13 protein-coding genes are annotated in these 13,963 nt (G+C 66.1%); 5 read left to right on the top strand and 8 right to left on the bottom strand.

Features of this window, described 5'->3' with window-relative positions; genetic code table 11:
• The first annotated feature begins 179 nt into the window (after positions 1–179).
• Positions 180–1,871, top strand: coding sequence for a methyl-accepting chemotaxis protein (locus QX010_RS18915; RefSeq protein WP_316181124.1), 1,692 nt, complete (start codon positions 180–182; stop codon positions 1,869–1,871).
• 331 nt (positions 1,872–2,202) lie between these two features.
• Here the strand turns inward: QX010_RS18915 and QX010_RS18910 are convergent, their stop codons facing one another.
• Genes QX010_RS18910 through minC form a run of 4 tightly spaced genes read right to left on the bottom strand, consistent with a single transcriptional unit; the run spans position 2,203 to position 4,801 of the window.
• Positions 2,203–2,976 carry a thioesterase family protein gene (locus QX010_RS18910; RefSeq protein ID WP_316181122.1) on the bottom strand — a complete coding sequence of 258 codons (774 nt, stop codon included), beginning with the start codon at positions 2,974–2,976 and terminating at the stop codon, positions 2,203–2,205.
• A 21-nt stretch (positions 2,977–2,997) separates the two neighbouring features.
• Entirely contained in the window at positions 2,998–3,273 is a 276-nt protein-coding gene (gene minE / locus QX010_RS18905) for a cell division topological specificity factor MinE (RefSeq protein ID WP_315716282.1), read from the bottom strand.
• The gene (gene minD / locus QX010_RS18900; RefSeq protein ID WP_315804603.1) at positions 3,270–4,085 is read right to left on the bottom strand and encodes a septum site-determining protein MinD; all 816 of its coding nucleotides are present in this window, start codon (positions 4,083–4,085) and stop codon (positions 3,270–3,272) included. Before minD ends, minE begins: the two co-directional genes overlap by 4 nt.
• 20 nt (positions 4,086–4,105) lie before the next feature.
• Complete coding sequence (gene minC / locus QX010_RS18895) at positions 4,106–4,801, bottom strand: septum site-determining protein MinC (RefSeq protein WP_316181120.1); 696 nt, start codon at positions 4,799–4,801, stop codon at positions 4,106–4,108.
• A gap of 519 nt (positions 4,802–5,320) precedes the next feature.
• On the opposite strand from minC, the gene QX010_RS18890 reads away from it, so the two are divergent.
• The 4 genes from QX010_RS18890 to QX010_RS18875 all read left to right on the top strand — a co-directional run bounded on the left by QX010_RS18890 (position 5,321) and on the right by QX010_RS18875 (position 11,060).
• Entirely contained in the window at positions 5,321–5,959 is a 639-nt protein-coding gene (locus QX010_RS18890) for a hypothetical protein (protein WP_315804605.1), read from the top strand.
• 42 nt (positions 5,960–6,001) lie between these two features.
• Positions 6,002–7,612 (top strand): ABC transporter substrate-binding protein, encoded by a 1,611-nt coding sequence (locus QX010_RS18885; protein WP_316181118.1) that lies wholly within the window; start codon positions 6,002–6,004, stop codon positions 7,610–7,612.
• Positions 7,613–7,743: 131 nt separating this feature from the next.
• Positions 7,744–9,276 (top strand): ABC transporter substrate-binding protein, encoded by a 1,533-nt coding sequence (locus tag QX010_RS18880; protein WP_316181116.1) that lies wholly within the window; start codon positions 7,744–7,746, stop codon positions 9,274–9,276.
• Between the two features lie 212 nt (positions 9,277–9,488).
• Positions 9,489–11,060, top strand: a complete 1,572-nt coding sequence (locus QX010_RS18875) for an ABC transporter substrate-binding protein (protein ID WP_316181115.1) — start codon at positions 9,489–9,491, stop codon at positions 11,058–11,060.
• Between the two features lie 82 nt (positions 11,061–11,142).
• Here the strand turns inward: QX010_RS18875 and QX010_RS18870 are convergent, their stop codons facing one another.
• The 4 genes from QX010_RS18870 to hisE all read right to left on the bottom strand — a co-directional run bounded on the left by QX010_RS18870 (position 11,143) and on the right by hisE (position 13,940).
• Positions 11,143–12,111 (bottom strand): nitronate monooxygenase family protein, encoded by a 969-nt coding sequence (locus QX010_RS18870; protein ID WP_316181113.1) that lies wholly within the window; start codon positions 12,109–12,111, stop codon positions 11,143–11,145.
• Between the two features lie 141 nt (positions 12,112–12,252).
• Positions 12,253–12,891: a hypothetical protein gene (locus tag QX010_RS18865; RefSeq protein WP_316181111.1), complete on the bottom strand. Its 639-nt coding sequence runs from the start codon at positions 12,889–12,891 to the stop codon at positions 12,253–12,255.
• A complete protein-coding gene (locus QX010_RS18860; protein WP_316181277.1) occupies positions 12,891–13,472 on the bottom strand; it encodes a YqaA family protein in 582 nt (193 codons plus the stop codon). Before QX010_RS18860 ends, QX010_RS18865 begins: the two co-directional genes overlap by 1 nt.
• Before the next feature lie 69 nt (positions 13,473–13,541).
• Positions 13,542–13,940, bottom strand: a complete 399-nt coding sequence (gene hisE, locus QX010_RS18855; RefSeq protein ID WP_316181109.1) for a phosphoribosyl-ATP diphosphatase — start codon at positions 13,938–13,940, stop codon at positions 13,542–13,544.
• Positions 13,941–13,963 lie beyond the last annotated feature (23 nt).

The following is a 13,963-nucleotide window of genomic DNA, read 5'->3' as shown; positions in this document are numbered from 1 at the left end:
ATACGGCTATCCTGGTCTGCTCAAGTTTAGAGCAATCTTTATAACTCCCCGGCCAAATCAGCCGCACGCGCGGACCATGACGCCTCACCGACGAGCGCTCGTCGCGCCGATTTGCAGCAACGCGCTCTCTTCGAGCCGGCTGCACCCAATCCCTGGACCTATCGAAGCCGGAGTCGCAGATGCCGTCGTTTTCCAACCTGTCCATTCGCAACAAGGTCCTGCTGGCGTTCGGCATCGTGCTGATCACGGCGATGGGGCTCGGCGGCTTCTCGATCGATCGTCTCGGTAGCGTGAACGGCTCGGCTGCGGAAGTGCGCGACAACTGGCTGCCGGCGACCGGATGGCTCGGAACCATCTCCAAATCGATCGAGCAATATCGTGCCCGGCAGGGTCAGTTCCTGCTGGCGACCACGGCCGACGAAAAGGCAATCCAGGAACGGCAGATCGCCGAAAGCCTCGAGCTGTTCGACAAGGCCTGGCGCCTCTACGAGCCGACGGTGACGACGTCGGAGGAGAAGGCGCTGGTGGCTGCGTTCAAGACGCCGTGGACCGCCTATCTCGACGACAGCAAGCAGTTGCTCGAACTGTCACGCAAGAACCAGGTCGACGCCGCAACCGCGTTCTTCATGGGCAAGCTGCGCGACGACTTCGTGCTGGCCCGCAAGGCGCTGGAACAGGACCTCGCCTGGAACGTCGAGCAGGGCAAGAAGGAAGCCGACAAGGGCGCCGCGGTCTATCTGTCCTCGCGCGCCTGGATTCTGGGTGTGATCGCACTGGCGGCGCTGCTGTGCATCGCGATGGGCTACATGATCGTGGCCGGCGTGTCGCGCCCGATCACGGCGATGACGGAGGCGATGCGCCGGCTCGCCGGCGGCGACATGGCGGCGCCGATTCCCGGCACCGACCGCAAGGACGAGATCGGCAACATGGCGGGCGCCGTGCTGGTGTTCAAGAACAACGCCATCGAGACCGAGAAACTGCGCGCCGAGCAGGCGGAGGCCGAGAAGCTCGCCGTCGAGCGGCGCAAGCGCGACATGCATGACCTGGCCAACAGCTTCGAGAGCGCGGTCGGTGAGATCATCAACACGGTCTCCTCGGCCTCGACCGAGCTCGAAGCGTCGGCCACGACGCTGACCTCGACCGCCGAACGCACACAGCAGCGCACCACCACCGTCGCGGCCGCATCCGAGCAGGCGACCGCCAACGTGCAGTCGGTCGCATCCGCCACGGAGGAGCTGAGCTCGTCGGTCACCGAGATCAGCCGGCAGGTGCAGGAATCCGCGCGGATGGCCAACGAGGCCGTCGACCAGGCGCGCAAGACCAACGACCGCGTCGGCGAGTTGTCCAAGGCCGCAGCGCGCATCGGCGACGTCGTCGAGCTGATCAACACCATTGCCGGGCAGACCAACCTGCTCGCGCTCAATGCCACCATCGAGGCGGCGCGCGCGGGCGAAGCCGGCCGCGGCTTCGCGGTGGTCGCCTCCGAGGTCAAGGCGCTGGCCGAGCAGACCGCCAAGGCGACCGGCGAGATCGGCCAGCAGATCTCCGGCATCCAGGCGGCGACCCAGGAGTCGGTCGGCGCCATCAGGGAGATCAGCGGCACCATCGAACGGCTGTCCGAGATTTCCTCGACCATCGCCGCGGCGGTCGAGGAGCAGGGCGCAGCGACGCAGGAGATCTCGCGCAACATCCAGCAGGCGGCACAGGGCACGCACGAAGTGTCGTCCAACATCACCGAGGTGCAGCATGGCGCCAGCGAAACCGGCTCGGCCTCGTCGCAGGTGCTGTCGGCGGCGCAGTCGCTGTCGCAGGACAGCAACCGGCTGAAGCTGGAGGTCGGGCGCTTCCTCGGCACGGTGCGCGCGGCGTGAGAGCGAGATCATTCGTGGTCGGACTCGTTCAGTCGCGACAACGGCAGTGCGTTCCCTCTCCCGCTTGCGGGGGAGGGCTAGGGAGGGGGCCGCTCCAGCGGCGGTGTGCGTGGCGCCCCCTCTCCAACTCTCCCCCGCGAGCGGGGGAGAGGGCGCAGCGGAGCTTGGCGCAGGGTTGATTGGTTCACCCGTAACGAAGCAAGCAACCGCCGATCACCGGCGCAACCTCATGACACCTCGCCGCGGCGCGCCGTTGGAAGCGAAGCAGCACTGGTGCGGTGATCAGTTCGCCAACCCGCTATGAACGAGATACGGACGGCGGACCGCCCCCTCACCGCTTCTCGATCACCAGGCTCTGCACCACGCGGCCGAAATAGCCTCTCGCATCACCCAATCGCGCCATCGCCAGCCCGGCGCCGTCCGGGCCGATCCAGCTTTCGGCGTCCAGCAGGATCCAGTCGCCGACCGGCTCGCGGGCCATGTTCACGGTGAGGTCGGCATTGAGGAACGTGTAGCTGTGGAAGTCGAGCGCGGCCGAGGTGCCGTTGCAGAAGTCGCTCGCGACCACGGCGCGCATCGCCTGCGATACGGCATGGCCTTCGACGAGCGGCCAGTCGACGCGGTACCAGATCGCGCCCGGTCCCTTGACGCCGAAGCGGCCGCGCGCGGCGCGGAGCGTCATGCCGCGCACGAAGGGGCTGGTCGAGAAATCAGCCGGCTCCGGCAGCGCCTCGTCGGGGCCGACCAGATCGACCGGCAGCTCGCCGACATCGTCCGGCAGCGGCACCGCATCCTGCCTGATCTTGAGCACGGTCGCCGTGACGACCACCGTGTCGCCGGCGCGCAAGCGCACGGCGCAGAGCTGGATCTTGCGCCCCTCGCGCAGCACCTCGGTCTCGATGAGGAGCTCTGCGAGCGGCACCGGGCGCATCAGGTCGATGGTGACGCGGGCGATGCGCATCGGCGACTTCGTGGGAATGCGCTCGGCCGCCCACACGGCCAGCGCCGATGGCGCAGACCCATGTTGCATGGTCGGATCCCATGGTCCCGCAGCATCGGAGCTGACGGCGACCCGATTGTCCGCGATGCGGAAGATCGGCCGCATCAGCGCGCGCCTCGCCACGTCTCAGCCGGCGCTGGCAAAGGCGCGGTCGGCGCCATTGGGCAGTTCGATGTCGACCTCGAGCGTCGAGACATGCTTTCCCCGGTCCATGCGAACGATGACCTTGTCCGGATCAAGTACCACATGGCGCGAAACCACGGCGAGGATTTCCTCGCGCAGCTGCATCAGGAGATCGGGCTGGCCGCGCAGGCTGCGCTCATGCGCGAGCAGGATCTGCAGCCGCTCCCGCGCGACGGGCGCGGAGGCCGCACGCCCCGTAAAGAGCCGCAGCACACTCATGCAGCCCTCCGTCCCAGGAGCAGGTTCATCAGGCCCTTGCGCTCGGTCGGGATCTGCATCTCGACCTCCTCGCCGAGCAGGCGGCGCATTGCATCGTGATAGGCGCGCGCCGGCGCGCTGGCCGGGCTGTTGAGCGTCACCGGGCAGCCGACATTGGAGGCGCGCAGCACGTCCTGGCTCTCCGGCACGATGCCGAGCAGCGGCGTCGCCAGGATTTCCAGCACGTCGTCGATCGACAGCATCTCGCCGCGCGCGGCACGGCCCGCATCGTAGCGGGTGATGAGGATGTGCTTCTCGACTCGCTCGCCGTTCTCGGCGCGCACGGTCTTGGAATCGAGCATGCCGATGATGCGGTCGGAATCGCGCACCGACGATACTTCCGGATTGGTGACGATGAGCGCCTCGTCGGCATAGCGCATCGCGAGCATCGCGCCGCGCTCGATGCCGGCCGGGCTGTCGCAGATCACCCAGTCGAATGTCTTGCGCAGCTCGGTGATGACGCGGCCGACGCCGTCCTCGGTCAGCGCGTCCTTGTCCTTGGTCTGCGAGGCCGGCAGCAGCCACAGATTCTCCAGCCGCTTGTCGCGGATCAGGGCCTGCGGCAGCTTGGCGACGCCATGCACCACGTTGATGAGATCGAACACGACGCGGCGCTCCGCGCCCATCACCAGGTCGAGGTTGCGCAGGCCGACGTCGAAATCGACGACGACGACCTTCTCGCCGGCCTGCGCCAGCGCCGCGCCCATCGCCGCCGTCGTGGTGGTCTTGCCGACGCCACCCTTGCCCGACGTCACTACGAGTACTTTCGACATGTCACGAATCCTCCTGCTACTCAGTTCAATGCAACGATCTTCATGGAATGACCTTCGAGCCGCGCCTGCACGGCCCGGCCGCGCAACGCGGCGTCGATCTGCTCGGCGGTCTGGTAGTAGCCGTCGATCGCGACCAGCTCGGCCTCGATCTTCTGGCAGTAGATGCGCGCCGCCGCGTTGCCGTTGATACCGGCCATCGCGCGGCCGCGCAGCGCGCCGTAGACGTGGATCGAGCCGCCGGCGACGATCTCGGCGCCCGACGACACCGCGCCGAGCACGGTGACGTCGCCATCGGGAAACACGATCGACTGGCCCGAGCGTACGGGCTGGTCGAGCAGCAGCGAGGTCGGCTGCTGCAGCTGTGGCTTCTCCGGCTCGATCTCCTGCACGGCGCAGTGACGGCCGCCGGACAACAAGGGCGGCATGCCGAGCGACAGCCGCCCCTGCTCGACGCCTTCGAGGCCGAGCACGCGGATGTTGCGCGACTCGATGCTCTTGATGAGATGGGTGATGGCGAGCGGGCTCAGATCCAGCGCCGAGAGATCGAGCACGATCGGCTTGCCGACGAAGAAGCCGGGCGAGCCCGCGAGCGTTGCATCGAGCTCAGCCAGCCAATCGGCAATCGGCACAACCGGCGAAAACACGAAGGCGACGTAGGAGCGCCCGCGCAGACGAATAACAGGACGCACCGTTTCAGCGCTGGCACTCATGACCATCCGACCCAACCCTTCTTAGTGATTGGTTAACTGTCGGCGCCAGATGGTTAACGGATGGTTAAATCGACGCTAAGCCGCTCAAAAATCGACAGCGGCCCGCCCGACATAGTTCGATGATGATCGAATCAAGGCGCAATGTTGGCATCAATGAGACGCAATTCATGAGCATCTGCGTCAAGACCTGTCATGCCTCATTTTAATCACATCATGATGATAACTTTAACGTACATATAATTCGGAACCGACGGCTTTAGGAAGTTCCGATCGATTGACACTCGTCAGGGGGCGGGGCATGGGATCGATAGAGGCGCCCAAGGCACGGCAAACGTGCCACGGCGCCTTGCAGGAAGGGACTGCTGGCGTGCGATCGCTGATCGACGCGAAACGTCTGATTCTGCAAATGATTCCGTGTGATCTGAAGTGGCAGAACCGCTCCCGCTCTTCGTTTGAAACTAGCTCTCATACGACCGTGGCAGAAGCGTATCAGTTTACCGGAATCGAGCGTCAGAGGAGTAGCGTATGAGTTCGTTGAGTGAACAGAATCCGATGAACCCGCAGGACCCGCTGCACTATGCACCGCGGTGGCTGCGCGAACGTCCGGAAGCCGCGCGTCTATCTCTCGTCGGTGACAATGCCAAGGCAGCGGAGGCGGCCGAGCGTCCCGCTTCGGGACAGCAAGGACCGCTCGATGCTCGCCTGGAGACCGCCGTGTTCGAATCCCTTCGCCAATCGCTGAATCCCCAGGTCATGCGCGAGCCGCCGGATCTGGAGCGCGAGCGCGACCGCCGCTCGGTCGTGTTCAAGGTGGCCGGCCGCTTCGCCGCCGCAACCGGCGTCGCCGCCGTCGTCGCGCTGTTCTTCGTCAACATCGTGCCGGTGTGGCGCCAGCCCGACGCGAGCTCGTCCTTCGTCGCCGCCGTGCAGTCGATGAAGACGCTGCCGCCGGTCGCCGCCGACGTGCAGGACGCCAAGGCGGATCAGACCAGCGCGCTGCCGGAGCGGGTCGAGGCTCAGGCCGCCCCGGCGCTGTCGCAGTTCAAGTCGCTGCTCGCGGACGCTCCGGAGCCCGCGGCAGATTCCGACAATCCCGAAAAGCCCATGCTGCAGCAGTTCATGCAGTGGAACCAGAAGACGGGTCAGATGGAGCGGGTTCGCTAACCCTCTACGACTGATCCAGCTTCCAACACTTCACAGGCGACGATGATCGACGTCCTACCGCAGAAAGCGGCAGCACGCCGTCCGCTGGCTCACGCCCGTGTGGCAGCCATCCTGCTTGCGGTCCTCATGGCCGGCGAGGCCGTTGCCGCGCCCGGCGAGAGTGTCAGCGTGGCGCGCCAGCTCGGCGGCCGCGTCGGCCCGATCATTGGCGCCGCGCTCGCGTGCCGCGACATCGCCCGGCCGCGCATCCAGGCCATCATCGAGAAATTCCAGCTCGTCATCCGCGAGGCCGCCTCCAGCGAGGCCGACCGTGATGAGCTCACGCGCCTGCTCGACCGCTATGTGGCCGAAGGCCGCAGCCTTGTCACGTCAGGCCGGATGGATTGCGGCGGCGCCGACCGGCAGCTCGCCGATCTCGAACGATCCATCGCAGCGCCGCCTCCGGCGCGCGCGAACCTGCCTGCCGTGAGCATCGGACCTGCGACGGCGCAGGCCGCGACCGTACCGGCGCAACTGCTGCCGCCGGCCGGCAACGTGCGCGGGGTGACGCAGAGCGAGATCAAGCTCGGCATGGTCATTCCCTACAGCGGACCGGTGAAGGAGAGCGGGCGACTGCTCAAGATCGGCGTCGAGGCGGCGTTCAATCGCGCCAACGAGGCCGGCGGCGTCAACGGCCGCGTGCTCAAGCTCGTCACCGCCGATGACGGCTACGATCCCGCGCGCACGCTGGATGCGATGAAGCTGCTCTACGAGAAGGAGCAGGTGTTCGGCTATATCAGCAATTTCGGCTCGGCCACCGCCGCGGTCGCCATCCCCTACGCGCTCGAGCGCCGCACGCTGTTCTTCGCGCCCTATACCGGCGCCAACGTCGTGCGCCACGATCCGCCCGACCGCTACGTCTTCAACTACCGGCCGAGCTATGCCGAGGAGACCGACGCGCTGGTCCATTATCTCGTGAAGATGCGAAGGCTGCATCCGCGCCAGATCGTCGTATTCGCGCAGAACGACGCCTTCGGCGACGCGGGCTTCGCCGGCGTGGCAAAGGCATTCCGAACGCTCGGGGTGAGCGACAATTCGATCGTCCGGGTCAACTATCCGCGCAACACGGTCGAGGTCGACGACGCCATCAATCAGCTGAAGCTGCTGAAGACCCCGGTCAAGGCGGTGGTGATGCTGGCAACGACGCGTGCCGCAGCCAAGTTCATCGAGAAGGCCCAGGGCGTATTTCCGGGCGTCATCTTCGCCAACATCTCGGCGGTTGCCGGCTCGGCGCTCGCCAGCGAGCTGATGCTGCTCGGACCGCGCTACGCCGAGGGCGTGATCGTCAGCCAGACCGTGCCCGGCGTCTCCGGCTATTCGAGCCTGGTGCTCGAATACAAGACCGCACTTGCGAAATATGCCCCGGGCGAGCCGGCCGACTACACCTCGCTCGAGGGCTACATCGCGGCGAGCATCCTGATCGAGGGACTGAAGCGCGCCGGTCCGAACTTCGATACCGAGCAACTGGTCGAAACGCTCGAGAACATGCGCAACGTCGATCTCGGCCTCGGCACGCAGCTCGGCTTCGGCCGCGCCGAACACCAGGCTTCGCACAAGATCTGGGGCACGGCGCTTGACAACAGCGGCACCTACCAACCCGTCGAACTTGAATAGGATACCGCTGGAGGCACGACGGCCTCGACTACCACGACAAAAGAGCGACAGAGAAACCCGACATTAATTCGAAATGCCACGAATAGTAGAACGAAGAGGGTTTGAAACAGGCTGAGCAGGTGGAAGGTTCGATGGCCGTGCGTTGGTCCACGTTGATCATCGGGAGTGTTTTCGCAGCTCCCTTCAGCCCCGCTCTGGCGGCGGCTCCCGACGTCGTCAGGGAGCTCGGCAGCCGGGTTGGGCCGATCGTGGGACAGGCATCCGCCTGCCCGGACATCGCGCAGGGCCGCGTCCAGGGCATGGTCGACAAATTCCGCGAAGCCATCCGCCAGGCGACGAGGAATGACGGCGAGCGCGATCAGCTGACCCGCAGCTTCAATGGCTACATCGCCGAGGGCCGTAGTCGTACGGGCGCCTCGCAGGCGACCTGCGCGGCCGCGGAGCGGCAACTGACGGAGCTCGAACGCTCGCTCGGCGAGCCGGCTGCGGCGACGGCCCCGATCACACCGGTCAAGGCCGAAACGACGACCGGCGCCGTCACCGCCGGCCCCGTGCGCGGCATCACCGACCGCGAGATCCGCTTCGGCATGGTCCTGCCGTTCTCCGGCATCCGCAAGGAGACCGGGCGTCAGATGCGCCAGGGCATCGAGGCCGCGTTCGCACGCACCAACGATGCCGGCGGCGTCAACGGGCGCATGCTCCGTCTCGTGGCGGCGGACGACGGCTACGATCCGAACCGCACGCTGGCGGCGATGACGCAGCTCTACGACAAGGAGCAGGTGTTCGGCTTCATCGGCAACGTCGGCACCGCCAACTCGCAGGTGGCGATCCCCTATGCGCTGGAGCGGCGCACGCTGTTCTTCGCGCCGAACACCGGCGCAGCCGTGGTGCGACGCGATCCGCCGGATCGCTACGTCTTCAACTATCGGGCGAGCTACGCCGAGGAGACTGCCGCGCTGGTGCGCTACCTGATCAGGATGAAGCGCGTCTCGCCCAAGCAGATCGCCGTGTTCACCCAGCAGGACCCATTCGGCGACGACGGTTACACCGGTGTCGCGAAGGCCTACCGACAGTTGAACATTGGCGATACCGTGACGCGCATCAACTATCCGCGCGCGACGATGGACGTGGAAGAGGCGGTCAATCAGGTCAAGGCGCACAAGCCGGGACTCAAGGCGATCATCATGGTCGCGACCGATCGCGCCGCTGCGAAGTTCATCGAGAAGACGCGCGACGCGGTGCCGGGCCTGATCTACGCCAACGTGTCCGCCGTCGGCTCGACCTCGCTCGCGACCGAGCTCAAGCTGCTCGGCCCGCGCTTCACCAACGGCGTCATCGTGACGCAGGGCGTGCCGGCGGTTTCCGGGTACTCGAGCCTCGTGCTCGACTACAAGAACGCCCTGGCCAAATACGCCCCCGGCGAGGGGCCGGACTACACGTCTCTCGAAGGCTATATCGCGGCGACGATTCTGATCCAGGCGCTGAAGCAGACCAATCCGCTCGACACCGAGCGGCTGATCGACACGCTCGAATCGATGCGCAGCCTCGATCTCGGCCTCGGCACGACGCTCGCATTTGGACGCGCGGAGCACCAAGCCTCGCACAAGATCTGGGGCACCGCACTCGACGAAACCGGCACGTATCAGGCAATCGAACTTGAGTAGAATTAGCTTCGAAGGGGAAGAACTGGTGAAGACGTTTCGTTAGCAGGTCCTAAAGTATGATCGGAAAAAGGCGTGTCGGGTTACCGAAATGGTCATGCTCTTAGGAAAGGCTGGTCTGTGCATGGTGACGGTCTTATGTCTTCTCCGTCGCAGACACGGCGTCAATTCACCAGGCGGAAGACCTGGATGGGGTCCAAAGTGGGATAGTGGCAATGAACTTTCGTTGTAGCGTGTTCTTGGTTGCGGCATTGCTCGCAACGCCCGCCAGCGCGGCGGGCACCAATGCGGATGTGGTGCGTAATCTTGCGAGCCGGGTCGGGCCGATCGTGGGAGCAGCATCCGCCTGTCAGGCGATCGACCAGGGCCGCGTTCAGGCCATTGTCGACAAGTTTCGCGAGGTGATCCGGGAGGCCTCCACCGGCGGCTCGGATCGTGACGAGCTCACCCGCGTCTTCAACGGCTACGTCGCCGATGGACGCAACCGCGTCGGGGCGGCTCAGACCGACTGTAACTCCGCGGGCCGCCAGCTCGCCGAGCTCGAGCGCTCGCTCGGGCAAAGCGCGCCGAGCCAGACCGCCACCAGCCTCGCCGGGGTGATCGCCCCGTCCGCGGCTGTCGCCGCGACGGCACCGACCGCGACGCTGCCGCCGGCGTCCACGACCAACGTCCAGGGCGTCACCGCCAACGAGATCCGCTTCGGCATCGCCGCTCCGTTCTCCGGCGCTGCCAAGGAGCTCGGCCGGCAGATGAAGATGGGCATCGAGGCTGCCTTCAACCGCGCCAACGACGCCGGCGGCATCGCCGGGCGCTCGCTGCGGCTCTATTCGGCCGACGACGGCTACGAGCCGTCGCGGACGCTGGACGCGATGAAGCAGCTCTACGAGAAGGACAAGGTGTTCGGCTTCGTCGGCAACGTCGGCACCCCAACTTCTGCCGTGGCGATGCCCTACGCCCTGCAGCGTCGCGTGCTGTTCTACGGCGCGTTCACCGGCGCCAACCTGCTGCGCAACGATCCGCCGGATCGCTATGTATTCAACTATCGCGCCAGCTACGCGGAAGAGACCGACACCGTCGTGCGCTACCTCGTCAAGCTGCGCCGCCTGCCGGCCAAGGACATTGCCGTGTTCGCGCAGCAGGACGCCTATGGTGATGCAGGCTTCTCCGGTGTGGCCAAGGCCTTCCGCACGCTCGGCCTTGCCGACACGTCCATCTTGCGCCTCAACTACAAGCGCAACACGGTCGACGTCGACGACGCGGTCAACCAGCTGAGGGCGTTGAAGAACCCGCCCAAGGCGATCGTCATGGTCGCAACCTATCGCGCCGCCGCGAAGTTCATCGAGAAGACGCGCGATCTGTTCCCGCACATGATCTACACCAACGTCTCCTTCGTGGGTTCGACCGAGCTCTCCGACGAACTGATGCTGCTCGGCCCGCGCTATGCCAGCGGCGTGATCGTCACCCAGGTGGTGCCGGCCGTCGGCGGCTATTCGAGCGCCGTGCTCGAATACAAGAGCGCGCTGGAGAAGTACTTCCCGGGCGAGGCGCCGTCCTACGTGTCGTTCGAAGGCTACGTCTCGGCCAACGTGCTGATCCAGGCGCTGCGCCGGGTTGGCCCGCAGCTCGACACCGAGGCGCTGATCGATACGCTGGAGAACATGCGTGACATCGATCTCGGTCTCGGCGCCAAGCTCGGCTTCGGCCGCGCCGAACACCAGGCCTCGCACAAGATCTGGGGCACGGCGCTGGACGAGCGCGGCAAGTTCCAGGCGATCGAACTGGAGTAACTCGTCCAGCTTATTGCGGGTTAAAAAAAAGCGCGGCAGCCCAGGCTGCCGCGCTTTTCCTTTTGTCCGTCGCTGAGCCGCCTCACAGCGGCGGGTCGATCGCCTCGTCATATTCCTTCTTGAAGCGCGCGATCAGCTCGGCGGCGGGGACGACGTCCTTGATGGCGCCGATGCCCTGCCCCGATCCCCAGATCTCCTTCCAGGCCTTCGGCTTGGCGCGCTCGCCCGAGGCATCGGTGCCGAAGCTCATTTTCGACGGATCGGAGGTCGGGAGGTTGTCCGGATCGAGGCCGGCGGCGACGATCGACGGCTTCAGGTAGTTGCCGTGCACGCCGGTGAACAGGTTCGAATAGACGATGTCGTCGGCGCCGGACTTGGTGATCATGTCCTTGTAGCTTTCGACCGCGTTCGCCTCCTTGGTGGCGATGAAGGCCGAGCCGATATAGGCGAAGTCGGCGCCGAGGACGCGCGCGGCGCGGATGGCGCGGCCGTTCGCGATCGCGCCGGACAGCGCGATGGGGCCGTCGAACCAGCTCCGGGTCTCCGCCACGAAGGCGAACGGCGAGATCGTGCCGGCATGGCCACCGGCACCGGCCGCGACCAGGATCAGGCCGTCGGCGCCCTTCTCGATCGCCTTGTGGGCGAAGAACTGATTGATGACGTCGTGGAAGACGATGCCGCCCCAGCCATGCGCCGCCTGGTTCAGCTCCTCGCGCGCGCCGAGCGAGGTGATCATCATCGGCACCTTGTACTTCTCGCACAGCGCGAGATCCTGCTCGAGCCGGTTGTTCGAGCGGTGCACGATCTGGTTGACCGCGAACGGCGCCGACGGACGCTCGGGATGTGCACGATCGTAGGCCGCAAGCTCCTCGGTGATACGCGCCAGCCATTCGTCGAGCAGCGCCGCCGGGCGCGCGTTCAGCGCCGGAAACGAACCGACCACGCCGGCCTTGCACTGCGCGATCACCAGGTCGGGCACGGAGATGATGAACAGCGGCGAGCCGATCACCGGGATCGACAGGCGGCCCTTGAACAAGGCGGGCATGGACATGGATGGGAATTCCTCGTTGTGAAATGCGGAGACGCTCGTGATCGCGAGCATGCCCGACATCAAGCCGTGATGGCAATTCGCCCGCAGAGGGACCGGAAAAGCCCGATCACGGTCTTGCGTTGAGGCGCTGGCATGCAGGCGTCATTGGCAGAGCGCCGAGGTGACGAAGGTATCTGTGCGGCAGTCGCCCGGCTTGCGCTGCCGGCCCGGGATCAGCACCCTGGCCGAGCAGGTCTCCGCCGAGTCGGTGTTGAGGCTCTTGCCGTCCTTGTAGCCCTTGCCCTGGCACAGCCGGTCGGCGCCGAGCTTGCAATCCGGTGTGCCGTTGGTGGCAATCGGGCAGACCGAGCGCCCGGTGATCATGCTCGAGGGCTTGGCGAGGCGCGACAAGGTCTCGCCGGTCTCCTTCAGCACGTCTTTGGTGTCGGCGCCGCCCTTCGGCGCGACCGGGCCAGTGGGCTGCACCGGTGTCGCGGCGGGCTGATCCGCGGCAGCGCCGGTGGGATCGCTGCCGGCCGCCGGCGGCTCGGCGCGGGCATCACCCGAAGGTTTCAGCGGAATGATCGACATCTTCTCGAACAGCTTGCCAAGCTCCTCCACCAGACCCGGATTGGAGGGCGGCGCAGGCTGGACGGCAGGCGCCTGCTGCGGTGGCTGTTGCGGCGCTTCTCGCAGCCCCAAGGAAGGCGTCGTTTGCGCCCATGCCGCGGCGGCAGAGAGCACCGAGACGACGACGAGCAGCGCCGCCCCCGCCCCCCGCCCCGGGCGCAGCGGCCGCATCAGATCAGCTTCACGGCGATGACGAAGCCGGCCACCAGCACGGCCGCGCCGATCGCCACCCACAGGCCGAGATGCCTCTCGATGCGCACCCTGATCCATTCGCCATAGCGGTTGAGCAATATCGCGGCGATGAAGAAGCGGCCGCCGCGCGCGATGATCGAGCAGACGATGAACAGAAACAGATTATAGCCGGCGAAGCCCGACGTGATCGTGACCAGCTTGTAGGGGATCGGCGTCAATCCCTTGAGCAGGATGATGACGGCGCCCCACTCGGCATAGGACGCCCGGAACGCCTCGACCTTGTCGCCGAGGCCGTAGAGCTGGATCAGCCAATGGCCGAGGGAGTCGTAGAGCAGCGCGCCGATGGCATAACCGACCAGGCCGCCCGCCACCGAGGCCGCGGTGCAGACGCCGGCGAACAGCCAGGCCCGCTGCGGCTTCGCCAGCGACATCGGGATCAGCATCACATCCGGCGGCACCGGAAAGAACGAGCTTTCAGCGAAGGCGACCGCGGCCATGATCCACATGGCATGCGGCTTGTGGGCGGCGTCGATACACCAGTCGTAGATCCGTCTGAGCATGGTGGCGATGAAGCAAACCGGGCAGGATTTGTCCATGGCCCATATGCCGGTCCGAATCGGACCGCCACACTAGTGCCGCTTGCGGATCGTCCGGTCGGCCGCGACGATCGGTCGCCCCGCCACCCGTCCGGGCGCGGCCTTGGCGACCTTCGCGGGCGATTTCGGCAGCTTCTCGGCGATGCCGAGCATCAGCTCGCGCCGTTCCATCTCGCGCCAGACGTCCTCGGGCTGGACATCGAGCTCGGCCCACAGCACGGCCAGATTGTAGATCAGGTCGGCGCTTTCGCGCACCACGGCCTGGGCGTCGCCGCCGACGGCATCGATCGCGACCTCGATCGCCTCTTCGGCGAGCTTCTTGGCCATCTTGGCCGTGCCCTGCTGCATCAGCTTGGCCGTGCGCGATCGCGCGGGGTCGAGATCCCTGGCCGCCAGGACAGCGCGATAGAGCCGATCGATCGAATCAGTCATCTCGCCACACTAGTTAAAATCGA

The sequence above is a fragment of the Bradyrhizobium sp. SZCCHNRI1009 genome (assembly GCF_032487575.1).
Classification (GTDB): Bacteria; Pseudomonadota; Alphaproteobacteria; order Rhizobiales; family Xanthobacteraceae; genus Bradyrhizobium.
The sequence above is the reverse complement of the archived record's forward strand: the minus strand, read 5'-3'. Positions and strand labels throughout refer to the sequence as shown.

Coding starts and splice junctions, on each gene's coding strand:
- QX010_RS18915 (WP_316181124.1), top strand. CDS start 180: ATGCCGTCGTTTTCCAACCTGTCCATTCGCAACAAGGTCCTGCTGGCG.
- QX010_RS18910 (WP_316181122.1), bottom strand. CDS start 2,976: ATGCGGCCGATCTTCCGCATCGCGGACAATCGGGTCGCCGTCAGCTCC.
- minE (WP_315716282.1), bottom strand. CDS start 3,273: ATGAGTGTGCTGCGGCTCTTTACGGGGCGTGCGGCCTCCGCGCCCGTC.
- minD (WP_315804603.1), bottom strand. CDS start 4,085: ATGTCGAAAGTACTCGTAGTGACGTCGGGCAAGGGTGGCGTCGGCAAG.
- minC (WP_316181120.1), bottom strand. CDS start 4,801: ATGGTCATGAGTGCCAGCGCTGAAACGGTGCGTCCTGTTATTCGTCTG.
- QX010_RS18890 (WP_315804605.1), top strand. CDS start 5,321: ATGAGTTCGTTGAGTGAACAGAATCCGATGAACCCGCAGGACCCGCTG.
- QX010_RS18885 (WP_316181118.1), top strand. CDS start 6,002: ATGATCGACGTCCTACCGCAGAAAGCGGCAGCACGCCGTCCGCTGGCT.
- QX010_RS18880 (WP_316181116.1), top strand. CDS start 7,744: ATGGCCGTGCGTTGGTCCACGTTGATCATCGGGAGTGTTTTCGCAGCT.
- QX010_RS18875 (WP_316181115.1), top strand. CDS start 9,489: ATGAACTTTCGTTGTAGCGTGTTCTTGGTTGCGGCATTGCTCGCAACG.
- QX010_RS18870 (WP_316181113.1), bottom strand. CDS start 12,111: ATGTCCATGCCCGCCTTGTTCAAGGGCCGCCTGTCGATCCCGGTGATC.
- QX010_RS18865 (WP_316181111.1), bottom strand. CDS start 12,891: ATGCGGCCGCTGCGCCCGGGGCGGGGGGCGGGGGCGGCGCTGCTCGTC.
- QX010_RS18860 (WP_316181277.1), bottom strand. CDS start 13,472: ATGCTCAGACGGATCTACGACTGGTGTATCGACGCCGCCCACAAGCCG.
- hisE (WP_316181109.1), bottom strand. CDS start 13,940: ATGACTGATTCGATCGATCGGCTCTATCGCGCTGTCCTGGCGGCCAGG.